The 21,438-nt window shown below is 58.8% G+C and carries 18 protein-coding genes and 4 tRNA genes; 4 read left to right on the plus strand and 18 right to left on the minus strand.

Annotated features, from left to right (window positions below; genetic code table 11):
- Window positions 1–152: 152 nt before the first annotated feature.
- Window positions 153–2,711 carry a class I adenylate cyclase gene (locus tag C2E15_RS20275; RefSeq protein ID WP_104958880.1) on the minus strand — a complete coding sequence of 853 codons (2,559 nt, stop codon included), beginning with the start codon at window positions 2,709–2,711 and terminating at the stop codon, window positions 153–155.
- A gap of 290 nt (window positions 2,712–3,001) precedes the next feature.
- On the opposite strand from C2E15_RS20275, the gene hemC reads away from it, so the two are divergent.
- The 4 genes from hemC to hemY are packed head-to-tail and all read left to right on the plus strand — an operon-like array spanning window position 3,002 to window position 7,033.
- Window positions 3,002–3,943, plus strand: a complete 942-nt coding sequence (gene hemC, locus C2E15_RS20280) for a hydroxymethylbilane synthase (protein WP_104958881.1) — start codon at window positions 3,002–3,004, stop codon at window positions 3,941–3,943.
- The gene (gene hemD / locus C2E15_RS20285) at window positions 3,940–4,680 is read left to right on the plus strand and encodes a uroporphyrinogen-III synthase (protein ID WP_104958882.1); all 741 of its coding nucleotides are present in this window, start codon (window positions 3,940–3,942) and stop codon (window positions 4,678–4,680) included. The genes hemC and hemD overlap by 4 nt, the downstream gene beginning before the upstream one ends.
- A gap of 23 nt (window positions 4,681–4,703) precedes the next feature.
- Entirely contained in the window at window positions 4,704–5,840 is a 1,137-nt protein-coding gene (hemX, locus tag C2E15_RS20290) for a uroporphyrinogen-III C-methyltransferase (RefSeq protein WP_104958883.1), read from the plus strand.
- 2 nt (window positions 5,841–5,842) lie between these two features.
- Window positions 5,843–7,033 (plus strand): protoheme IX biogenesis protein HemY, encoded by a 1,191-nt coding sequence (gene hemY / locus C2E15_RS20295; RefSeq protein WP_104958884.1) that lies wholly within the window; start codon window positions 5,843–5,845, stop codon window positions 7,031–7,033.
- A gap of 596 nt (window positions 7,034–7,629) precedes the next feature.
- Here hemY and C2E15_RS21805 read toward each other — a convergent pair.
- The 17 genes from C2E15_RS21805 to wecA form a co-directional block, all read right to left on the minus strand.
- A complete protein-coding gene (locus tag C2E15_RS21805; RefSeq protein WP_167391902.1) occupies window positions 7,630–7,782 on the minus strand; it encodes a hypothetical protein in 153 nt (50 codons plus the stop codon).
- A gap of 187 nt (window positions 7,783–7,969) precedes the next feature.
- Window positions 7,970–8,046, minus strand: a tRNA-Pro gene (locus tag C2E15_RS20300).
- Between the two features lie 35 nt (window positions 8,047–8,081).
- A tRNA-Leu gene (locus C2E15_RS20305) sits at window positions 8,082–8,168 on the minus strand.
- A 16-nt stretch (window positions 8,169–8,184) separates the two neighbouring features.
- Window positions 8,185–8,260 (minus strand) — tRNA-His (locus C2E15_RS20310).
- A gap of 62 nt (window positions 8,261–8,322) precedes the next feature.
- A tRNA-Arg gene (locus tag C2E15_RS20315) sits at window positions 8,323–8,399 on the minus strand.
- A 177-nt stretch (window positions 8,400–8,576) separates the two neighbouring features.
- Window positions 8,577–9,317: a lipopolysaccharide N-acetylmannosaminouronosyltransferase gene (gene wecG, locus C2E15_RS20320; RefSeq protein ID WP_104959246.1), complete on the minus strand. Its 741-nt coding sequence runs from the start codon at window positions 9,315–9,317 to the stop codon at window positions 8,577–8,579.
- A 16-nt stretch (window positions 9,318–9,333) separates the two neighbouring features.
- Window positions 9,334–10,695 (minus strand): ECA oligosaccharide polymerase, encoded by a 1,362-nt coding sequence (wzyE, locus tag C2E15_RS20325; RefSeq protein ID WP_104958885.1) that lies wholly within the window; start codon window positions 10,693–10,695, stop codon window positions 9,334–9,336.
- Window positions 10,692–11,765, minus strand: a complete 1,074-nt coding sequence (wecF, locus tag C2E15_RS20330; protein WP_104958886.1) for a TDP-N-acetylfucosamine:lipid II N-acetylfucosaminyltransferase — start codon at window positions 11,763–11,765, stop codon at window positions 10,692–10,694. The genes wzyE and wecF overlap by 4 nt, the downstream gene beginning before the upstream one ends.
- Window positions 11,762–13,012: a lipid III flippase WzxE gene (wzxE, locus tag C2E15_RS20335; protein WP_104958887.1), complete on the minus strand. Its 1,251-nt coding sequence runs from the start codon at window positions 13,010–13,012 to the stop codon at window positions 11,762–11,764. The genes wecF and wzxE overlap by 4 nt, the downstream gene beginning before the upstream one ends.
- A gap of 1 nt (window position 13,013) precedes the next feature.
- Window positions 13,014–14,144 (minus strand): dTDP-4-amino-4,6-dideoxygalactose transaminase, encoded by a 1,131-nt coding sequence (gene rffA, locus C2E15_RS20340; protein ID WP_104958888.1) that lies wholly within the window; start codon window positions 14,142–14,144, stop codon window positions 13,014–13,016.
- A gap of 4 nt (window positions 14,145–14,148) precedes the next feature.
- The gene (gene rffC / locus C2E15_RS20345; RefSeq protein WP_104958889.1) at window positions 14,149–14,841 is read right to left on the minus strand and encodes a dTDP-4-amino-4,6-dideoxy-D-galactose acyltransferase; all 693 of its coding nucleotides are present in this window, start codon (window positions 14,839–14,841) and stop codon (window positions 14,149–14,151) included.
- Window positions 14,819–15,700: a glucose-1-phosphate thymidylyltransferase RfbA gene (rfbA, locus tag C2E15_RS20350; protein ID WP_104958890.1), complete on the minus strand. Its 882-nt coding sequence runs from the start codon at window positions 15,698–15,700 to the stop codon at window positions 14,819–14,821. The genes rffC and rfbA overlap by 23 nt, the downstream gene beginning before the upstream one ends.
- 2 nt (window positions 15,701–15,702) lie before the next feature.
- Window positions 15,703–16,788: a dTDP-glucose 4,6-dehydratase gene (rfbB, locus tag C2E15_RS20355; RefSeq protein ID WP_104958891.1), complete on the minus strand. Its 1,086-nt coding sequence runs from the start codon at window positions 16,786–16,788 to the stop codon at window positions 15,703–15,705.
- A complete protein-coding gene (gene wecC, locus C2E15_RS20360) occupies window positions 16,785–18,047 on the minus strand; it encodes a UDP-N-acetyl-D-mannosamine dehydrogenase (protein ID WP_104958892.1) in 1,263 nt (420 codons plus the stop codon). The genes rfbB and wecC overlap by 4 nt, the downstream gene beginning before the upstream one ends.
- Window positions 18,044–19,174, minus strand: a complete 1,131-nt coding sequence (gene wecB, locus C2E15_RS20365) for a non-hydrolyzing UDP-N-acetylglucosamine 2-epimerase (RefSeq protein ID WP_104958893.1) — start codon at window positions 19,172–19,174, stop codon at window positions 18,044–18,046. Before wecB ends, wecC begins: the two co-directional genes overlap by 4 nt.
- Window positions 19,175–19,228: 54 nt before the next feature.
- The gene (gene wzzE, locus C2E15_RS20370; protein ID WP_104958894.1) at window positions 19,229–20,260 is read right to left on the minus strand and encodes an ECA polysaccharide chain length modulation protein; all 1,032 of its coding nucleotides are present in this window, start codon (window positions 20,258–20,260) and stop codon (window positions 19,229–19,231) included.
- Window positions 20,261–20,288: 28 nt separating this feature from the next.
- Window positions 20,289–21,386 carry a UDP-N-acetylglucosamine--undecaprenyl-phosphate N-acetylglucosaminephosphotransferase gene (gene wecA / locus C2E15_RS20375; protein WP_174705708.1) on the minus strand — a complete coding sequence of 366 codons (1,098 nt, stop codon included), beginning with the start codon at window positions 21,384–21,386 and terminating at the stop codon, window positions 20,289–20,291.
- Window positions 21,387–21,438: the final 52 nt, after the last annotated feature.

A 21,438-nucleotide genomic window follows, 5' to 3' on the forward strand; every position in this document is an offset into this window, starting at 1 on the left:
GTCCGCCGCTTCAGGCAAAATAAAGCAGGTGCGCATCAGCGCCCGTAAGACCTGTCGCGAAAGAGAGCAAAAAAGAGCAGGCGGACCGGTCAGCGATCGGCGCGGACCAGGTTCAGAGAGGAAAGATGAAAGGTAAAGCGGTGCCCGCAGGCTTAGTGCATCTGGAAGCGCTGCGGATAGTCGTTGCTATTGCTGTCCGGCAGGTTGGCGCAGAGCTGCGTCAGCGCCTGGCTGCGGAACGGGATAACCTGCGTACGGTCGTCCGCTTTCACAATCTGATAGAACTGCGGCAGGTTAAAGTTAACGAAGCTGGAGCCGTAGGTGAAGCGGTCGTGCGATGAAGAGTAGAAGCGGCTGACATCGCGCACCAGCTCCTCTTTGCTGCCTTCGCAGTGGTGATAAACCTCAATACGGTTCGCTTCATCCAGAATATAGATGTTAAAGCCGCTGTCGGTGTTGGTATCCTCGAAGAAGAACTGAATGATCCCTTCGCTGGCGTAGCCGTTGACCACCGGCGGCAGCTGCACCTGCTCCGTCTCTACTTTAATAGAGAGGCCGTGCAGCTTGTTATTTGAGATGGCGCCGTAGAACTCCACCGCATTTTCCAGCTTCTGCACCGAAACGCCGAGACGCTCGAAGAAAAGCCCCCAGGTTTGGCCGGCGACCCGCAGCGCTTTAAAGCGGCCCGGATCCTGACGTGTGCTGGAGAGACGCAGCTCGATGCATTCGGAGACCAGCTGCTGCACGCGCGTACGGATCAGGCCGCGCAGATGTTGGCTGTAACAGAAAACCTCCACCGCATCGGGCGGCGCGGCATCCTGATGCATTTTGCCAAGAATGGTTTTTAACGCCTCCAGCATCGCCTGTTCGCCGTTGAAGTGCAGCGTGCGCACTTCATTCCATGAGTTGCGATAGAGCAGATCGACGCTGCCGATCAGGCACTGCTGCTGCTGGCCGAAGCTAAAGACATCCAGCTTGCGGAAATCGAAATGCACCACCTGATTGCGGAAGGCGGCGGTCGGGTCATATTCCAGATTGACGATCAGCGCCAGATGGCGAATTTCGCACGGGCTGTAGAGCGCTTTCGCCGTCGGTGCCGGCAGACGCAGCGGAAAATGGTGCGAGACATCCGCCACCAGCTCCTGTAGCCGCGCCAGATCGCACACCTCATTGCCTTTAATATGCAGCCGGGTTCTTTCCGTCAGCAGCCCGTTAAACCACGCCCACGCCACCAGCTTATTCAGGTAGCGGTTATATTCCAGCGGCTGATGGCTGATGATAGAACTCATATCAGGCGCCTGGTTATAGAGGTACCAGCCGGAACGGTTGGCGCGCCCTGCCGGGACGTGAATAAAGGTCAGGTGCGGTTCGGACAGATCGGGGGAAATCTGCGGGTTAACCAGCGTTACCTTGCCCGGCAGCGCTTCAAAGGCGGCATAAAGCTTGCGCGTCAGCACGCCAATATCCTGCGGGCTGGCACTGACGCTTAAATTGTTGCGGCGCGCAAAGCGAATCAGGTTACGGTAGCTCTGCATCATCGCATCCAGCAGCTCATTATGCGCTTCGCGCACGCGTTCGATTTTCCAGTCGGCGCGGCTGTCGAGGATCGCGAGACGCGCCTCGTCCCAGCCCCACTCGCTGACCAGCTGCGCCAGAATTTCGCGGCGCCAGCCGGAACGCTGCGGATTTTCATCCTGCGACAGCTTTTCGCATACCTTCAGATAAAAACAGCGGCGCACCAGATCGAGACGCGCATGGTCATCGATGCTAATCAGATATTGCGTGACGCGTTCCAGCATCATGCAGTAGGAGTCGAGACCAAAGGAGACGATTTCGCCGTCATGCAGCCGCTGCTTGATATCCATCGCCAGCAGGCGGGTACGGGGATATTCCCAGGAGTAAGCTTCCAGCAGCAAAGTTTTCAGCACCGCCTTATAAGGCGAATCGATGCTTTTATAGAGCTGCCAGAGGCTGGCGCCGAAATATTCCTCGGCGGAGAGCGTACTGAGCCCGCCCAGATCAAGCCACTCATTCGGCGTCAGTACGCCCTGCGCGTAAAGCGACATCACATAATCGTCGTAATGCTCTTCTTCTTCGCCAGGCACCATGTTCCACAGAATGCGTTTGCCCGCCATGCGCACCGCGGTACGATAGAATTCGTCCAGCAGCAGGATATGTTGGGTAGAGCCGCAGTCTTCGCCGCCGAGGCTGCCGCTTTCATTGTGGCGAAAGCGGTTTTCGTCGATCAGGAAAAAACTGACCTCCACACCCATCGCGGCGCACCATTTTTCCAGCAGCTGACATTTTTTCTGCAGCGCCAGGCGCTCTTCACCATCCAGCCAGGATTGATGGCAGACCCAGATATCCAGATCGGACGTGCTGTTTTGCCCAACGGAGGAGGTACTGCCCATAGAGTAGACGCCGGTGATCGGCATCTCCCCTTTAGGCGGTATGGCGACGTCGCAGCCCGACTTCTGTTCAATATCCTGCAGATAGCGCAGCTGGTTTTCATCAGACGTGTAAAAGCTGATGCCGTATGGAACGTTACCTTCAAGGTAGCCCGGCATCTGCGGATGATGATGATGTAATAAGGTTGGCAGCAGACCATATACCTGCTGGAAAGCAGGTCCCATTGCGGCCAGCGCGCGGTCGACACGCAGCTGGTTAATGGCATCCAGTCTCTGTTTCAGTGTCTCAATGTAGAGGTACAAGACGTCTCGCCTGATTATCCCAGTGCTTATAAATAACCCTGTTTCCGGGATCCGCCGCTTCATTTAAAAAAATTTTCGGGCAGATTACTGCTGGAAACGTGATCAATCTAACACCTGGCAGATTGACCGTAAAGAAAGTTGCGCTACTTAACAGTTTAGCACGCTTTATCCACCGATCGACCTGGCCTTTCCCTTCTACGCTTTTCCTTGCCGTCTCAAAATCGCGGAAACTGACAGCCTTCCTGTATCAATGATAGGATAATCAGTGAACGATCAAAACGGTATCAAGCATGTTAGACAAAATTTTAAGAATTGCCACCAGGCAAAGTCCGCTCGCTTTGTGGCAGGCACAATATGTTCAGCAGCGTCTGATGGCCTGCCATCCGGGCCTGCGCGTAGAGCTGGTGCCGATGGTGACGCGCGGCGACATTATCCTCGATACGCCGCTGGCGAAAGTGGGCGGCAAAGGGCTGTTCGTGAAAGAGCTGGAACTGGCGATGCTGGAAAACCGTGCCGATATCGCGGTGCATTCCATGAAGGATGTGCCGGTTGAATTTCCGCAAGGCCTGGGGCTGGTGACCATTTGCGAACGCGACGATCCGCTGGATGCCTTCGTCTCAAACCATTACGCCACCCTTGATGCACTGCCGCAGGGTGCCGTGGTCGGCACCTCCAGCCTGCGCCGACAGTGTCAGCTGGCCGCACTGCGCCCCGATCTGCAGATCCGCTCGCTGCGCGGCAATGTCGGCACCCGTCTGTCAAAGCTGGATGCCGGCGACTATGACGCCATTATTCTCGCCGCCGCCGGGCTGAAGCGTCTCGGCCTGCATGACCGCATTCGCTATGCGATTCCGGCGGAGGTCTCCCTGCCCGCCGTAGGCCAGGGCGCGGTCGGGATTGAGTGTCGTCTCGACGATGAGCAAACCATTATGCTGCTGGCGGCGTTAAACGATGACGACACTGCTACGCGCGTGAAAGCCGAACGCGCAATGAATATGCGTCTTGAAGGCGGCTGCCAGGTGCCGATCGGCAGCTATGCGCTGCTGGAAGGCGACGATATCTGGCTACGCGGACTGGTCGGCTCGCCGGACGGCTCAACGATGATTCGCGGTGAACGCCGCGGCCCGCGCGCCCAGGCGGAACAGCTGGGGATCTCGCTGGCGGATGAGCTGCTGAGCAACGGCGCGCGCGCGATCCTGCAGGATGTCTATCAGGGGAATCCGCCGAAATGAGCATCCTCGTCACCCGCCCTTCTCCCGCAGGCGTTGAGCTGGTGACGCGCCTGTGCGCCCTTGGGCGTGCCGCCTGGAGCTTTCCGCTTATCGAATTCACCCCCGGCCGCGAACTGGCTCAGCTGCCGCAGCAGCTGGCGGCGCTGACGCCGGGCGACCTGGTTTTTGCGCTATCGCAGCATGCCGTCGAGTACGCGCAGCCCTGTTTGCGCCAGGCTGGTTTAACATGGCCCGCTGCGCTGGACTATTATGCTATAGGGCGCAGCACAGCGCTGTCGCTGCACAGCGTCAGCGGACGGGAAGTCACCTGGCCGCACGACCGCGAAACCAGCGAAATGCTGCTGCAGCTGCCGACGCTGCGACGCCTGAAAGGAAAAAAGGCGCTGATCCTGCGCGGCAACGGCGGCCGGGAGCTGCTTGGCGAGACGCTGGCGCAGCGCGGCGCGGAAGTGCGTTTTCTGGAGTGTTACCAGCGCTGTGAAAAGTATTATCACGGCCCCAGCGAAGGAAAACGCTGGCGCGACCGCGGCATCGATACGCTGGTGGTCACCAGCGGCGAGATGCTGCAACAACTTCATCAGCTGTTCCCTGCGATCGACCGTGAGGAATGGCTGCTGCGCTGTCGGCTGATAGTCGTCAGCGATCGTTTGGCTACCCTGGCCAGGGAACTTGGCTGGAACCATATCACGGTAGCTGATGGTGCTGATAACGACGCGTTGATGCGCGCGTTACAATAAACTTGAAAATGGGATGTGCCACAATGACGGAACAAAAAGATTCCTCCGCCATGGTTGAAGAGACCACTCCTGCGGTAGAAACCCAGACCCCGCCTGTAAAAAAGCCGCCGCGTAAAGCGGGCCAGACCGGTACCGCGCTGGGCGCGCTGGCGATAGTGATTGCGCTGGCGATCGGCGCCGGGCTATGGGTTAACGCGCATCAGCAGGCGCAGCAGCAGGCGCAGGTCAGCCAGACGCTCAGCGAGCAGCTGACGGCGCTGCAGCAGCAGAGCGAGCGCGAGAAGACGCAGTTAACGCAGCAGCTGACGACGCAGACCGCTGACCTGCAAACCGCTCGCGAGCAGCAGGCGGCGCTGAGCCGTCAGCTGGATGAGCTGAAAGAGAAAGTGGCCGCCATTTCAGGCAATGATGCACGCACCTGGCTGTTGGCGCAGGCGGACTATCTGGTGAAACTGGCAGGCCGCAAACTGTGGAGCGATCAGGATGTCACTACCGCGGCGGCGCTGCTGAAAAGCGCGGACGCCAGCCTGGCGGATATGAACGATCCCAGCCTGGTGCCGGTGCGTCGCGCGCTGACTCAGGATATCAGCAACCTTTCTGCTGTCAGCCAGGTCGATTACGACGGTATTATTCTGAAGCTGAATCAGCTTTCTAACGGCGTCGATAATCTGCGTCTGGCGGATAATGACAGCGATGACGCGCCGATGGACGCCGACAGCAACGAACTGACCTCATCGCTGCGTGAATGGCGGCAGAACCTGGTGAAGAGCTGGCACAACTTTATGGATGATTTTATTACCATCCGTCGCCGCGATAACACCGCCGAACCGCTGCTGGCGCCGAACCAGGATGTCTATCTGCGCGAGAATATTCGCTCGCGCCTGCTGATCGCCGCCCAGGCGGTGCCGCGTCATCAGGATGAGATCTACCGTCAGTCGGTGGATACCGTCTCGACCTGGGTGCGCGCCTGGTTTGATACCAACGACGCCAGCACCAAATCGTTCCTGGCTCAGCTGGATGATTTAAGCCAGCAGAGCGTGTCGATGGAGATCCCCGAGGCGCTGGAAAGCCAGCCGCTGCTGGATAAGCTGATGCAGACGCGGGTGCGTAACCTGCTGGCGCAGCCCGCTGAGCCGGCGCAACCGCAGCAGGGAGAGTAACGATGCTAAAAGTCTTTGTACTGTTCCTGCTGCTGATCGCCGGCATCGTGGTCGGTCCGATGATCGCCGGCCATCAGGGCTACGTGCTTATTCAGACCGACAACTGGAATATTGAAACCAGCGTCACCGGGCTGGCGATTGTGTTGATTGTCGCGCTGCTGGTTATCCTCGGCGTCGAATGGCTGCTGCGCCGTCTGTTTCGTACCGGCGCCAGAACGCGCGGCTGGTTCTTAGGCCGTAAGCGCAATCGCGCCCGCCGCCAGACGCACGAAGCGCTGGTGAAGCTGGCTGAAGGTGACTATCGCCAGGTGGAAAAACTGCTCTCGCGCAACGCCGATCATGCCGAGCAGCCGGTGGTCAACTACCTGCTGGCCGCCGAAGCTGCACAGCAGCGCGGCGACGAAACGCGCGCCAATCAGCATCTGGAGCGCGCCGCTGAGCTGGCGCATAACGATCCGATCCCGGTTGAGATTACACGCGTACGCCTGCAGCTGGCGCGTAATGAAGATCACGCCGCCCGTCATGGCATCGATCGGCTGCTGGACGTGGCGCCACGTCATCCGGAAGTGCTACGTCTGGCGGAGCAGGCCTATGTTCGCACCGGCGCCTGGGGCGCGCTGCTTGATATCCTGCCGGCGATGGAAAAAGCGCAGGTGGCGGATGAAGAGCATATTAAAGCGCTGCGCCAACAGTGCTGGCTGGGCCTGATGAGCCAGGCAATGGCCGATCAGGGCAGCGAAGGCCTGAAGCGCTGGTGGCAGAGCCTTAGCCGTAAAACGCGCCATGAAACCGCGCTGCAGGTGGCGATGGCGGATCATCTTATTGCTTGCGACGATCATGAAACCGCCCAGCAGATCGTGCTGGACGGCCTGAAGCGCAGCTACGACGAGCGTTTGATCCTGCTGATGCCAAGGCTGAAAACCGGCAATCCGGAACAGCTGGAAAAAGCGCTACGCCAGCAGATTAAACAGCACGGCGCGACGCCACTGCTGCATAGCACGCTTGGACAGCTGTTGATGAAGCATGGCGAATGGCAGCAGGCGGGCGACGCGTTCCGCGAAGCCTTAAAGCAGCGTCCCGACGGCTTCGATTACGCCTGGCTGGCGGACACGCTGGATCGTCTGCATCGGCCGGAAGAGGCGGCGCAGATGCGACGCGAAGGCCTGCTGCTGACCCTGAAGAATAATCGTTAAGGTCATCCAGGTTAAACAGCCGGGGAAACCCGGCTTTTTTTGTCTCTGCGCCCTGCCCGGCAAGCTTCCTTTTCCTTTTTCCGCACGCAAAAAAAACACCTGCCTAAAAAGGCAGGTGTAAAAATCAGGTCGGTAAGACAACCGAATTGGTACCCGACTCAACGTAGTGCCCTGAACTCCAATAAAGCGAACGATATTGGCTGGCTGGACAACAGGTACCCTAATTGGCTCTGCATCATTCCTGAGTTTATGAAGCCGAAGCGAGCATAAGAGGTGGAATGAGCATCTACACCTCTATTATTGCACAGGCTGTGCCAAAGTGGGATTTATCGCACCCTGGATTTTCCTATCCCATTGAAAATACGTAATAACTATTTTACAGCAGCGGCTTTTTTCTGAGGCTTTTATGTCGCCAGCGGACAACATTGCCAGCGTAATTTGTCGCTATCCTGAGACAACAGATAGCGCAGCGCTATAAATCGAATAAGATCAGCAATTTAAACGTCTCTGATTTGAGACAAAAGCGGGAATGTGTGCCGACATTTTTAGTATGCCTGTCGGCACCCGGGCCGCCGCCAGTCACGGCGAAAGCAGCGTCAGGCTACGGTAAAGAGGCGAACGGGCGCATTGTGTGGATAAAAGGGTGTTGCACGGGCCAGACGATTGCGAATCATGCGGCTCAGAAAAGAATGATAAAACGCAGCGGCGACCGCAATAAAGAGATCGGCATCAAGCAGTATGGCTTTCACGGCAGGGTTTCCACAGCGCGCAGCAGGCCATAAGGATAAGGATAAGGATAAGGATAAGGATAAGGATAAGGATAAGGATAAGGATAAGGATAAGGATAAGGATAAGGATAAGGATAAGGATAAGGAGGAAACTACAACAGCAGCGGGGGACAAAAACAAAAAAACCTGCCAGTGCAGGTTAATAAGATGGTCGGCGAGAGAGGATTCGAACCTCCGACCCACTGGTCCCAAACCAGTTGCGCTACCAAGCTGCGCTACTCGCCGACGTAATGCTCTTACTCTTACTACTTTCTCTTGCCTGGTGCGAAGAGAGGGACTTGAACCCTCACGTCCGTTAAGACACTAACACCTGAAGCTAGCGCGTCTACCAATTCCGCCACCTTCGCATGTTCCAGCAAAAGTTGGGGTGGCTAATGGGACTCGAACCCACGACAACTGGAATCACAATCCAGGGCTCTACCAACTGAGCTATAGCCACCATTACTTCTTACTTCTACTAACGCGGTAAATGTTACCACCGCAGCTCTTGCGCCTGTCTAATGGCGCGCCCGACAGGATTCGAACCTGAGACCTCTGCCTCCGGAGGGCAGCGCTCTATCCAGCTGAGCTACGGGCGCGTAGCGCCGTTGCGGATGGGGATACTACGGATTTGCACCGAAGCTGTCCAGTGCTTTTTAAAGAAAAAAACGCGTTTGATTACGCTTTGTGCATTCCGTCTAAACAAACGCCACTTTGGCTGGCTAAGCGGCTAAAAAGCCGCCGTTTACTGCTTTCACGCTGCTGATTCCGTGCGTTTACAGCTGGCCGCCGTAGTAATAGCGCAAAAATTTAATTAAGCGCAGCTGGCGGCGCAGGCGGCTCGGCTGGCTTAACAGGCGGTAAAGCCACTCCAGCCCCATCCGCTGCCAGATAAGCGGCGCGCGCTTAACGTGCCCGGTGAAAACATCGTAGGTGCCACCAACACCCATATAGAGCGCCTGCGGCCAGACCGCCTTGCACGCCTGCATCAGCAGCTCCTGCCTGGGCGAGCCCATCGCCACCGTAACGATCTGCGCCCCGCTCGCAGCCACGCGGCTGAACAGCGCTTCGCGATCGTCTTCTTTAAAGTAGCCGTGCTGCGTACCGACGATATTGACGTTCCACTGACGCTGCAGCTTTACTACTGTCTCTTCCATGACCTGCGGTTTGCCGCCGATAAGGAAAACCGGTATGCCCTGCTCCCCTGCGCGCGCCATCAGCGCCTCCCATAAGTCGGCGCCGGCGATGCGCGTTACCTGCGCCTGCGGATACTTCTTGCGAATCGCGCGCACAATACTGATGCCGTCGGGATACTTGATCTCCGCTGCGTCAATCAGCTGGCGCAGCGCCGGCTCGGCCTCATAGGTCAGCACCTTTTCCGCATTGATGGCGACCAGCGTTCCGCTACGCGCCGCGCCGTCGGGGCAGAGATAATCCAGGCACGCCGTCATATCGGCAAAGCCGTGCAGCCGGATGCCGCGGATCGAATACTGGGGCGCGTTTGGCGCAACTTCCATTTCAAACATCCTCACATCACTCTGGCGACGCTGTCAGCGTTCCGGTCGGCGGCGCGCGGCGGCGGCGCGGACGGATCAAACCGGCGCTGTCGAACAGCCAGAAAAGTAGCTTAGCCACCACCACGCAGGCGGCGAAAATCAAACAGAAAAAGACGACGCGGCTGACGAAAGCGTCCAGCCCTTCACGCGCCAGCACGATAATATTGAACACCGCGCCAAAGCAGAAGCTTTGCAGAATAGCGGAAGTGTAGCGATTAGGATGCTCCCTGCCACGTTCATACAGCCAGTCGAACCATTTGATAATCAGCCCCACCGCCACCGCGCCTAACGGAATAAAGGCCGCGCCGCCCATCACCACCAGCGAGCCGAGCAGGGTCGGGGAAATCGCCAGCCCGGAATGGTTATTCAGCACTTCCCAGGTAAAGTAGTTGGCGCTGTTCAGCACCAGCGAAGGGCGCCCCGGCCAGAGCCAGCCGGGAATATAGACGTAAAAATCACGCGCTATCGGCGCCAGCCCCTGGAAATGGATGTTGTCGTAGTTCTGCAGCAGTAGCGCCAGGTTTTCCCATGGCGAGAAAGTATCGCGCGTCAGATACAGGAAGGTATAGAGCGCCTCCGCGCCGCTGACATCCAGGTTATAGCGGCGCAGCGCCAGCCAAAACATGCCAACGATGCCGAACGCGCCCGCCGCCGCCAGCATCCAGAGCGTGATCCAGCCACGGATGATGCCGATAAACAGAAACAGGGAAAAGGCGATGATGATATTGGCGCGCGTGCCGCCGACAATCGCATAGGTCAACAGACCGAAGGCGACAGTGCTGGCAAGGAAAAAGAGCCACGCCTTACGTCCCGGCTGCAGGAAGTAAACCACCAGCATCGCCGGAATAAAGAAGTAGAAGAAGCGCTTTAACGCCACGCCGGAGACGTCGCTGGAAAATATTTCGCTGTAGGCATGCAGACGGAACAGCAGGAAGCCGTTGCGCATAAAGAATATCGCCACCGTCACCAGCGCCAGCAGCGCGAGAATGCCCCAGATCAGATGCGCCTCTACCCGGTTAACGGTCAACAGACCGCGCTCGCGTCGCGTCTGCCGCGCGCGCAGGCGCGTCTTATAGCTAACGTAATAGATCGCATAAAAACTGCCGGCGGCAAGCAGCGCCTGCAGCAGGAACGTCGGCGGCACTACCGCCACGTTGAAGCGAAACACCAGCAGGCTGGTAAGCGGAAAGCCGAAATAGAACGTCAGCAAAAACAGCAGCGAGAAAAAGACATTGAAGTTAAAGCGCACGCGACGGAACTCGCGCCACGTCAGGGTGAGGATAAAGGCCAGGGAAACCAGCCACACCAGCAGCAGGCCGCCAAACTCTGCGAGGCTCATCGCGACTCTCCTTCTGCAAGGGCCAGCGCCCGTTGCCAGCCAGCCACAAACGCGGGATCGAAAAAGGCGATCTGGTGCTTATCGATACCGGTAAGCTGTCGACGCGCCTGCGCAACGATCTCTTCGCTCAGAACATCATTATCAAACAGCACCGGCAACTGCTGTTCGACCATATCCTGCCAGAACGGATTTTTACGGTTCAGCACGACCGGCACGTTGGCCTGAATCAGCAGACAGAGCGTGCCGATGCCCTGCTGCCGTTCAAAAATAAAATAGCCGAGATCGCAGTCGGCAATCAGCTGCAAATAATCATCGAACGCCAGCTTATCGGTCAGCAGACGCACCTGCCCTTGCGGGAAGAGGCTCTGCGCCGCCGCGCGCACCTGACTGATATAGTCCTGATTGTTTTCCGGGTAGCCCAGCGGCACCAGTATGCGCACGCGCTCGCCGAACTGCTGGCGGATCGCCTGCAGCGCCGGAATATGACGGTTGCTGGGATCGCCGGAATTGCCCAGCAGCAGCGTCAGGCCGTTGTCCTGGCGCTGTCGTGCCGGCATCGCCGGCGGCATGCGCGTCGGAAAATAGAGCAGCGACGCCGGGACACGGCGATGGCGCTGCTGATAGTGGCTGAGATCGCCGCGCGTGGCGAACAGATGCGCCACACGTCCCTGCGCCAGACGGCGCAGCAGATAAAACAGGCGAAACTTCAGGCTGCGCGACTCCTCATACAGATCGGCGCCCCAGACGTGCCAGAAAACCTGGGCACGGCGCAGGCCGCCGTTCAGCAGCGCCAGCCACAGCCAGGGATTAAACTGCCCGTGCAGAAAAAAGCGCGTCTGACGATGGCGCGCGCGCGCCAGCACCGCCTGCGCCAGCGCTTTCTTGCTGGGATAAATCTCTACCTGCAGCGCCTGAAACGCAGTTTGCAGCGCCTCTTCCCGGCTCACTACCATAAACAGGCGCGGCGCGGGACACGGCTGCGCCTCGCTCATCACATCATTAAAAAAGCGCAGAACCGTCTGGTTATGATGCGGAATATCCGAGCCCAGTACATGAATCAATGTCGTCATACTCTTCGGCGATAAATCAAAAAGGCGCATAAACAGAGCGCGAAATAGACAATATAAGTAGCCATATAGGCCTGCGCCGCGCCGGTTGCGCCCGCAAGCGGGATTAACCAGCGAGAAAAGGCGGTCAGCAAGATAAACTGGCTCAGCTCGGCGGCAATATAAAAACGCAGCGACGCTTTCGCAATCACCAGATAACCGAAAACGTAGGCGCCGACCTTCAATACATCACCGATCAGCTGCCAGATAAACAGATCGCGCATGCCGTGAAACTGGCTGGAGAAGAGCAGCCAGATAGCCACGTCGCGCAGCAGCCAGACGCAGAAGCCGACGGCGGCCACCAGCGGCAGCACAAAGCGCAGCGTACGGAAGATCTCCCGCGAGATCTCCGCCTTTGAATTCAGCCGCGCGAGCGTTGGCAACAGCCAGACGCTAAAGGTGGCGGTAATAAACTGCAGCCAGGCGTCGGAAATGGTGGTAACGCCCTGCCATAAGCCCACCTCTTGCCAGCTGTAGCGCGCCGCCAGCAGGTTACGCATCATCATCCAGGCGATCGGCAGCGTCGCGGAGGTGATCAGCGCCATCAGGGTGAATTTCGCCAGCTGTTGGGCCAGATCGCCGTGCCAGCGCGGCAGCAGTGCCCGTAGCGGCAGATGGTCGCGCTTGATCAGTAACAGCATCGCCGGGACAACAATCAGCGCCGGCACCACCGCCAGGCCGACCAGCGCCCCGCGATAGCCGCCCAGCCAGTAGCAGACCGCATAACCGATAACGCCGATAACGCTGCCCGCCATCAGCGACAGCGCATTGCCGAGCGCATCGCGGAAACCTTTCATGATCGCCAGCGCCAGGTTCGCCCAGGCGATGCCTATCTGCAAGAACGCCACGATGCGGATAATATCCTGATAGCGATCGTGGCCGAACAGCGCCAGGCTTATCGGCGCGGCGGCCAGCAGAAAAATCACCGCCAGCAGCAGCGAGAAGCCCAGTACCATGGCAGAGGCGGTGCCGGTCACCGCCGCCAGCCGCGGCGGCTGTTGCTGATACTGCGCGACATATTTGGTGACGCCGTTAAAAATGCCGGCGCCGGCCAGCACGCCCAGCACGGTAATCAGCTGGCGAAAGTTGCCTGCCTGCCCGACGCCTTCCGGGCCGAAGCTTACCGCCAGCAGCTTGACCACCACTAAACCGGAGACAATTTTTACCAGTGTGGACGCGGCGGTCCACACTGAGGCTTTTGCTAATGACATATCAGGCGAAGAAGCTCAGCAGAGAATTGATAACGGTGCTTTGGTTGTTCTCTGAGAGGTTATAGAACAGCGGCAGACGCAGCAGGCGTTCGCTTTCAGCGGTGGTGTAGCGATCCTCACCGTCAAAGCGGCCAAAGCGCTCTCCGGCAGGGGAACTGTGCAGCGGAATGTAGTGGAATACCGCCAGGATTTCTGCCTCTTTAAGCCAGTTGATTAGCGCCGCGCGGTCATCCGCGTCGCGCAGCTTGATCCAGAACATATGGGCATTGTGCCGACACGCAGGCGGAATAACGGGCAGCACGATGCGCCCGCTGGCCGCCGCTGGCTGTAGCGCATCGTAATAGCGCTGCCAGAGATGCAGGCGTCGATCGTTGATACGCGCGGCTGCCTCCAGCTGCGCCCAGAGATAGGCCGCCTGCAGATCGGACATCAGGTAGCTGGAGCCGATATCGCGCCAGGTATATTTATCCACCTGACCGCGAAAGAACTGGCTACGGTTGGTGCCTTTTTCACGGATAATTTCCGCACGCTCCGCCAGCGCCGGATCGTTAATCAGCGTCGCGCCACCTTCACCGCCGGCGGTGTAGTTTTTGGTTTCATGAAAGCTGAAGCAGCCGATATGCCCGATGCTGCCTAACGCCTTGCCTTTGTAGGTGGACATCACGCCCTGCGCCGCGTCTTCAATCACGTAAAGCCGGTATTTTTCCGCCAGCACCATGATCGTATCCATTTCGCAGGCGACGCCCGCGTAGTGGACCGGCACAATAGCACGCGTTTTCTCAGTGATCGCCGCTTCGATGCGCGTTTCATCGATATTCATCGTATCTGGCCGCACATCGACAAACACGATGGTGGCGCCGCGCAGCACAAAGGCGTTGGCGGTGGAGACGAAGGTGTAGCTCGGCATAATCACTTCATCGCCGGGCTGCAGATCGATCAGCAGCGCGGCCATCTCCAGCGATGCGGTGCAGGAAGGGGTCAGCAGCACCTTTTTACTGGCGAAACGCTGCTCCATCCACTGCTGGCAGCGACGGGTGAAACCGCCATCGCCGCACAGCTTGCCGCTTTGCATCGCGGACTGCATATATTCAAGTTCGGTACCCACCACCGGTGGCGCGTTAAATGGAATCATGACGTTACCTGTAGAGCCAGTAGGCGGTGCTGTCGATAACGGCACCGCAACGAGTATAGAGCCGCATCGCGGCCAGATTGCTGAGCTGCGTGGCGACATGCAGTCGCGTCAGGCGCCGCGCCCGGCACCAGTCCGTCGCCGCCAGCATTAACCGCGTGCCGACGCCTTTGCCCTGCGCCGTCGGCAGCGTCGCCAGCAGGCCGATGCGCGCGGCGCCGTCGCCGGTTTCGCGCAACGATACAAAGCCCTGCAGCTTGCCCTGCTCATCCTGCGCGATCAGGCATTGGTTATCGAAGGTGCCACGCACCGCGTTTTCAATCCACTGCGCATAGAAGCGCGCGCTGTCGTGCGCCGGATACCAGGGCGCGCGGAATCGGCTCAGGGCGAAGGCCGCGCCCGCCGCGGTGCGCAGCGCCGGGATATGTTCCGGACGCGCAATGCGGATGCCGCTCTGTCTTTCCGCCGCCGCGACCGCCAGCTGCAGATCTGCCTCGCCTTCCACCAGGCGAAAGCCCAGCTGCTGCAGCGCATCCAGCCGCGCCGTCTCCCGGCTGTCGACTTTCGCCTGCACCAGATCAAAGGCATCCAGCTGCGCGGGATCCAGCACGGCGGCCTCATCCCACACCAGCTGCGCGCTGTGGCGTTGAAAAAACTGATTTTCCCAGTCGAGGGATTTAATACTGGCGTGGACGGGCATGAAGGATATCCAGCAGATACTGGCCGTAGCCGGTTTTTTGTAGCGCCTGCGCCGCACGCCGCAGACCATCGTCGTCCAGCCAGCCGTTGCGCCAGGCGATCTCTTCCAGGCAAGCGATTTTAAAGCCCTGCCGCTTTTCCACCGTTTGCACAAAGGTACTGGCTTCAATCAGGCTGTCGTGCGTGCCGGTATCAAGCCAGGCAAAGCCGCGGCCCAGCAGCTCGACATTAAGCTCGCCGCGCTCCAGATAGCGTTGATTGATAGAGGTGATTTCCAGCTCGCCGCGCGCGGAAGGCTTTACCTGACGCGCAAAATCGACCACCTGGCTGTCGTAAAAGTAAAGGCCGGTGATCGCCCAGTTCGATTTCGGCTTCGCCGGCTTCTCTTCCAGCGAAATCGCCCGGAAATCATCGTCAAACTCCACCACGCCGAAGCGTTCCGGATCCATCACCTGATAGCCGAAGATCGTGGCGCCCTGCGATCGCGCCGCGACTTTCCTCAGCTTGGGGCTGAAGCCCTGGCCGAACCAGATATTATCGCCCAGCGCCAGGCAGCTCGGTTCGCCGTTCAGAAAGGTTTCACCGATGATAAACGCCTGTGCCAGCCCATCCGGGCTGGGCTGTGCGGCGTAACTCAGCGTGATGCCGAATTCGCTGCCGTCGCCCAACAGACGCTGAAAGTGGGGCATATCATCCGGCGTGGTGATGATCAGGATGTCGCGGATGCCCGCCAGCATTAATACCGACAGGGGGTAATAGATCATCGGCTTGTCATAGATCGGCAGCAGCTGCTTGGATATCCCACGGGTGATGGGATGCAACCGCGTGCCGGAGCCGCCAGCCAGAATAATGCCTTTCATGGTTACTCGCCGTCCTGCATGGAGTGGGAAAGCCCAAGCCGCTCGCCCTGATAGCTGCCGTCGAGAATGCTGCGCCACCAGCGCGCGTTATTCAGATACCACTGCACCGTTTTACGCAGGCCGCTGGCGAACGTCTCCTGCGGCCGCCAGCCCAGCTCGCGCTCAATTTTACCGGCGTCGATGGCGTAACGCAGGTCGTGGCCGGGACGATCGGCGACAAAGGTGATCAGGTCGCGATAACGGGACACGCCGGCCGGTTTGGTCGGCGCCAGCTCATCCAGCAGATCGCATAGCGTTTCGACTACGTCGATATTGCGCTGCTCATTATGGCCGCCAATGTTGTACGTCTCACCCGCTTTCCCTTCGGTGACTACGGTCACCAGCGCGCGGGCGTGATCTTCCACGTAGAGCCAGTCGCGCACCTGATCGCCTTTGCCATACACCGGCAGCGGTTTGCCCGCCAGCGCGTTGATGATCATCAGCGGGATCAGCTTTTCCGGGAAGTGATAGGGGCCGTAATTGTTGGAGCAGTTGGTGACGATCAACGGCAGGCCGTAAGTGCGCATCCAGGCGCGTGCCAGATGATCGCTGCTTGCTTTGCTGGCGGAGTACGGACTGCTCGGTGCGTAAGGCGTGGTTTCGGTAAAGAAATCATCGCTGCCGTGCAGATCGCCGAACACTTCGTCAGTGGAGATATGATGGAATACAAAGGCCTGCTGGCGGTCGGACGATAGGCTGCGCCAGTAGTGGCGCGCCGCCTCCAGCATTTGCCAGGTGCCGACGATATTGGTTTCAATAAACGGCCAGGAGCTGTCGATCGAACGATCGACATGGCTTTCCGCCGCCAGATGCATAATGTAGTCGGGCTGGTAATGCGCCATGATGCGATCCAGCGCCGCGCGGTCACAGATATCGACCTGTTCGAAGGCGAAGCGGTCGCTTGCCGCGATCTCGTCCAGCGAAGAGAGGTTGCCGGCGTAGGTCAGCTTATCGACCACCACCACGCGATGTGCCGTCTGCTGAATCAAATGCCGCACTACGGCCGAGCCAATAAAGCCCGCGCCGCCGGTGACCAGGAATTGCTTCATCGCCATACTCCTTTGGTATCGACTATCCAGCGCTGGGCCACCTGCTCGCCCGGCACCGCTCTGAAAGCGCGGTGATCCACCAGCATCACCAGCACGTCCGCCTGCTGCAGCGCCTGCTCGCTGGAGACCAGCGTCGCCTCGCTGGCCAGCTTCGCCGGGATCTGCTTCACGTTAGGCTCCACCACCCAGGTGGCGCCGCGATGCCAGCCAGCGATCAGGTGCGCCACCTCCATCGCCGGGCTTTCGCGTAAATCATCGATGTTGGGCTTAAACGCCAGGCCGAAGCAGGCGATGGTCAACTCATCGGCGCGCTTGCCGGTTTCGGTCAGGCAGTCGGCGACGGCGGCTTTCACCTGATCCAGTACCCAGTGCGGCTTGGCGTCATTGACCTCGCGCGCGGTGCGGATCAGGCGCGCCAGCTCCGGGTTCTGCGCCACGATAAACCAGGGATCGACAGCAATGCAGTGCCCGCCGACGCCTGGCCCCGGCTGCAGGATGTTGACGCGCGGATGACGATTGGCCAGCGCGATCAGCTCCCAGACGTTGATGCCCTGCTGCGCGCAAATCAGCGACAGTTCGTTAGCGAAGGCGATATTCACATCGCGGAAGCTGTTTTCGGTCAGCTTGCACATTTCTGCGGTGCGGGCGTTGGTGACGACGCACTCCCCTTCAAGGAAGATGCGGTACAGCTCGCTGGCGCGCGCCGAACAGGCGGGCGTCATGCCGCCGATCACCCGATCGTTTTTGATCAGCTCGACCATCACCTGTCCCGGCAGCACGCGCTCCGGGCAGTAGGCGATATGCACGTCAGGGCTATCGGGCTGCTGCTGCGGAAAAGCGAGATCGGGACGCGCTTCCGCCAGCCACTGCGCCATCTGTTCGGTCGCGCCGACCGGCGAGGTCGATTCCAGAATCACCAGATCGCCTCTTTTCAACGCAGGCGCCAGCGACAGCGCTGCCGCCTGCACGTAGGCCATGTCGGGCTGATGCTCACCTTTAAACGGCGTCGGCACGGCAATCAGGAACGCATCGGCCGCGACCGGGCGGGTCACCGCGCGCAGACAACCGGCCTGCACCGCCTGTTTGACCACGGCGTCCAGGTCCGGCTCGACAATATGAATTTCCCCACGGTTAATAGTCTCAACCGCCTGGGCGTTGATATCCACGCCCACCACCTTTTTACCGCGCGAGGCGAACGCCGCAGCGGTGGGAAGGCCGATATAGCCCAGGCCAATGACCGAAATGGTATTAAAGCTCATAGCGTTACTCTGTTATTTTTTAGCGCCTGCAGAATGCGCGCGCAGGCATGGCCATCGCCATACGGATTATGCGCGCGGCTCATTGCCTGCCAGGCTTCTTCGTTGTTCAGCAGATGGTTAACTTCCGCCACGATCTTCTCTTTGTCCGTGCCGACCAGCCGCACCGTGCCGGCCTCAATCGCCTCCGGGCGCTCCGTGGTTTCGCGCATTACCAGCACCGGTTTGCCCAGTGACGGCGCTTCTTCCTGGATACCGCCCGAATCGGTCAGGATCAGCCAGGCGCGATGCATCAGCCAGACAAAAGGCAGATACTCCTGAGGCTCGATAAGAATAATATTGTCGATGCCGCTCAGGATGCGCTTAACCGGCTCGCTGACGTTCGGATTGAGATGCACCGGATAGACAATCTGAATGTCGGGATGCTGGCGCGCCAGCGTCGCCAGCGCGCTGCAGATACGCTCAAAGCCGTTGCCGAAGCTTTCACGACGGTGTCCCGTCACCAGGATCAGCTTTTTCGCCGCATCGAGGAAAGGGTAGCGAGCCGCGAGGCTGTCGTAATGCTGGCGATCGGAAAGAATGCGATCGCGCACCCAGAACAGCGCATCGATCACCGTGTTGCCGGTGACGAAAATGCGGCTGTCCGCCAGGTTTTCGCGCAGCAGATTTTGCCGTGAGGTTTCGGTCGGGGTGAAGTGCCAGGTCGCCAGATGGCCGGTGAGCTTACGGTTGGCCTCTTCCGGCCACGGCGAATAGAGATCGCCGGTGCGCAGACCCGCCTCGACATGGCCGACCGGAATACGGTGGTAAAAGGCCGCCAGGCTGGCAGCCAGCGTGGTGGTGGTATCACCGTGAACCAATACCACGTCGGGCTTAAAGGTGGCGAACACCCCTTTCAGCCCTTCCAGAATACGGCTGGTGATTTCGGTCAGCCCCTGTTCCGGGCGCATAATATTCAGATCGAAATCGGGCGTGAGTGCGAACAGGCGCAATACCTGATCGAGCATTTCACGATGCTGGGCCGTGACACACAGGCGGGCGTCGAATGCATCGTCATTCGCCAGCGCATGCACCAGAGGCGCCATCTTAATGGCTTCCGGTCTCGTGCCAAAAACGGTCAGTACTTTCACTGTTTTTCTCTTCGTTCGTTAGCCGTGTCAGTCACAGCGACACCTGCAACGCGCTCAGGCACGAGGACGGCGAATCAGCGCAACGCCTGCGCCGGCAATGGCTCCGATTGCGCCCCACATGATCATTAAGAACGCCCGACGCGGACTGTCGCGCTTCACCGGCTCCTCCGGCGTCCGCAAATAGCGGTAGGTCTGAAACTTGCTGTCCAGCGTCGGACCGACGTTCAACGTATCGAGCATCGCCCGATTTTGATCATAGTCCAGATCGTAGGTCGGCCCGTTGGCCTGCAGGTTTTCCAGCCGCGCCTGCAGCATCGGCCGTCCCAGCAGGAACAGCTCGGAATCGGGCAGCTGCTCCGAAGGCGTGCTGGTTTTGGTCTGATCGATGCCCTGCTGCTGAGCGATTTTCAGTGCCTGTCCGACGCTGTGCAGCTGACGCTGATAAACTGCATTGGCCACCGTTTCCTGGCGTTTGACCTGCGCTTTCAGTTGAATGGTGCGCGCAGCCCAGGCTGCCGACAGCTCCTGATTCAGATGACGCGCCGCGCGTTCGCTGGCGAAAGCGACATACTGGCGCAGCAGGTTGTTGGCGTCGGCGGAGGTTTCGGCCACCAGCCTGACGTTATCGCTGACGTTTTTCGCGCTATCGGCCGGCGTAAACTGAATATTGCCGATCATCTCGTCCAGCAGCGCGGCGTCGTTGCGGACGTTGCCGTTTTTACGGTGCTTGTAGTAATCGGTCTGCAGCCAGAACTCGCGGCGGGTATCCCATGAGGAGAGCTGCATAATAAATTCCTGGTAGGCGTCGTCCATCACCGTCGTCTGGGGTGCGGTCAGCGCGCCGGCGCTGCTGCGCACGTCCAGGTTACGCAGAAACTGCTGCTGCGAGTAGTAGCTGCCAATCATATTTACCGTCGGACGATCGGTAATCGCCGTCGCGCTCCACTCCTGTTTGACCAACAGCGAGTAGATCCAGGCCAGCAACATGCCAGCCAGCGCCAGCCCAATAATCCAGCGTTTGCCGCGCCACAGCGTGCAAAACAGGCCACGAATATCCAGTTCGTTATCCACGAAATCAGAGGTCATAAGTAGGGTATCCTTGTCCAAAGGGTAATTAGCCTGAAAGCTTATTTTTATTGGCGCGACGCAGGCGGCGCTTGATGCGTTTGATCATGCGGGCAACGCGCCAGGCTCGCTTGATGCAATAGCCATAAAGGAAGAAAGCGAACAAAAACAGCAGCAGCATCACCCATTCAGGGATAAACGCCAGATATTCGCCCAGCACGCCGACGCCGGCCAGCAGCGCAGCGGCAAGCGTAATCAGGACAAACGCCTGACGAGAAGTAAACCCGGCGCGCATGATCAAATGATGAATGTGCTGACGATCGGCGGAAAAAGGGCTCATGCCTTTGCGCAACCGGCGATACATGATCGCCACCATATCCATCAGCGGAATGGCAATCAGCCACAGCGCGGTAACCGGCGTGATGGGATGGGTCACCCCCTGAGTGGTTTCCAGCAAGATCCAGATGATGGTGAAGCCGATCAGCGTACTGCCCGCATCGCCCATAAAGACCTTATAGCGTTTGCCGAACACGCCGAGGTTCAACAGGATATAAGGCAGCGTGGCGGCAATCATGGCGAAGCACCACATCGCCAGGCTGTGCTGGCCGTCGAAGAAGAGAATGATACCCATCGCGCCGAAGGTGACGCAGGAGAGCCCGCCCAGCAGGCCATCAATGCCGTCAACCATATTAAAGGCGTTGATCGCGGCCCAAACGGCAAACAGCGTCAGCACGTAGCCAAACGGCCCCACCACCAGCTCCATCGGGCCGATGATATAGCCAAGACTGAGCAGATAGAGTTTGCCGACCACCATCATCACAATGGCGATCGCGGCCTGCACCACGGCGCGGATTTTAACGCTGATGTCAAAACGGTCATCCAGCGCCCCCACCAGCACCAGCACCCCCGCGCAGGCCAGATAGAGCATGGCGTGCGGCAGATAGTAGTTGGTAATAACGAAGGTGAAACAGATACCGGCGTAGACGGAAATGCCGCCGACCAGCGGGATCAGCCCCTGATGACGTTTACGGTAGTTAGGTCGATCGACCAGGCCGACTTTTTTAGCTGCTTTACGAGCAAAAAAAAGGAATGCCAGTGAAAACAGGAAAATTAGACCAAGCTCGGTACTCATGGTGAGTAAATTCACATTAACAGCTCTCAGCTAAGACACCGGGTAACTATAAGCAATTATTATGCCT

The sequence above is a fragment of the Mixta gaviniae genome, assembly GCF_002953195.1.
In the GTDB taxonomy this organism is placed as follows: domain Bacteria; phylum Pseudomonadota; class Gammaproteobacteria; order Enterobacterales; family Enterobacteriaceae; genus Mixta; species Mixta gaviniae.

Coding starts and splice junctions, on each gene's coding strand:
- hemC (WP_104958881.1), top strand. CDS start 3,002: ATGTTAGACAAAATTTTAAGAATTGCCACCAGGCAAAGTCCGCTCGCT.
- hemD (WP_104958882.1), top strand. CDS start 3,940: ATGAGCATCCTCGTCACCCGCCCTTCTCCCGCAGGCGTTGAGCTGGTG.
- hemX (WP_104958883.1), top strand. CDS start 4,704: ATGACGGAACAAAAAGATTCCTCCGCCATGGTTGAAGAGACCACTCCT.
- hemY (WP_104958884.1), top strand. CDS start 5,843: ATGCTAAAAGTCTTTGTACTGTTCCTGCTGCTGATCGCCGGCATCGTG.
- wecG (WP_104959246.1), bottom strand. CDS start 9,317: ATGGAAGTTGCGCCAAACGCGCCCCAGTATTCGATCCGCGGCATCCGG.
- wzyE (WP_104958885.1), bottom strand. CDS start 10,695: ATGAGCCTCGCAGAGTTTGGCGGCCTGCTGCTGGTGTGGCTGGTTTCC.
- wecF (WP_104958886.1), bottom strand. CDS start 11,765: ATGACGACATTGATTCATGTACTGGGCTCGGATATTCCGCATCATAAC.
- wzxE (WP_104958887.1), bottom strand. CDS start 13,012: ATGTCATTAGCAAAAGCCTCAGTGTGGACCGCCGCGTCCACACTGGTA.
- rffA (WP_104958888.1), bottom strand. CDS start 14,144: ATGATTCCATTTAACGCGCCACCGGTGGTGGGTACCGAACTTGAATAT.
- rffC (WP_104958889.1), bottom strand. CDS start 14,841: ATGCCCGTCCACGCCAGTATTAAATCCCTCGACTGGGAAAATCAGTTT.
- rfbA (WP_104958890.1), bottom strand. CDS start 15,700: ATGAAAGGCATTATTCTGGCTGGCGGCTCCGGCACGCGGTTGCATCCC.
- rfbB (WP_104958891.1), bottom strand. CDS start 16,788: ATGAAGCAATTCCTGGTCACCGGCGGCGCGGGCTTTATTGGCTCGGCC.
- wecC (WP_104958892.1), bottom strand. CDS start 18,047: ATGAGCTTTAATACCATTTCGGTCATTGGCCTGGGCTATATCGGCCTT.
- wzzE (WP_104958894.1), bottom strand. CDS start 20,260: ATGACCTCTGATTTCGTGGATAACGAACTGGATATTCGTGGCCTGTTT.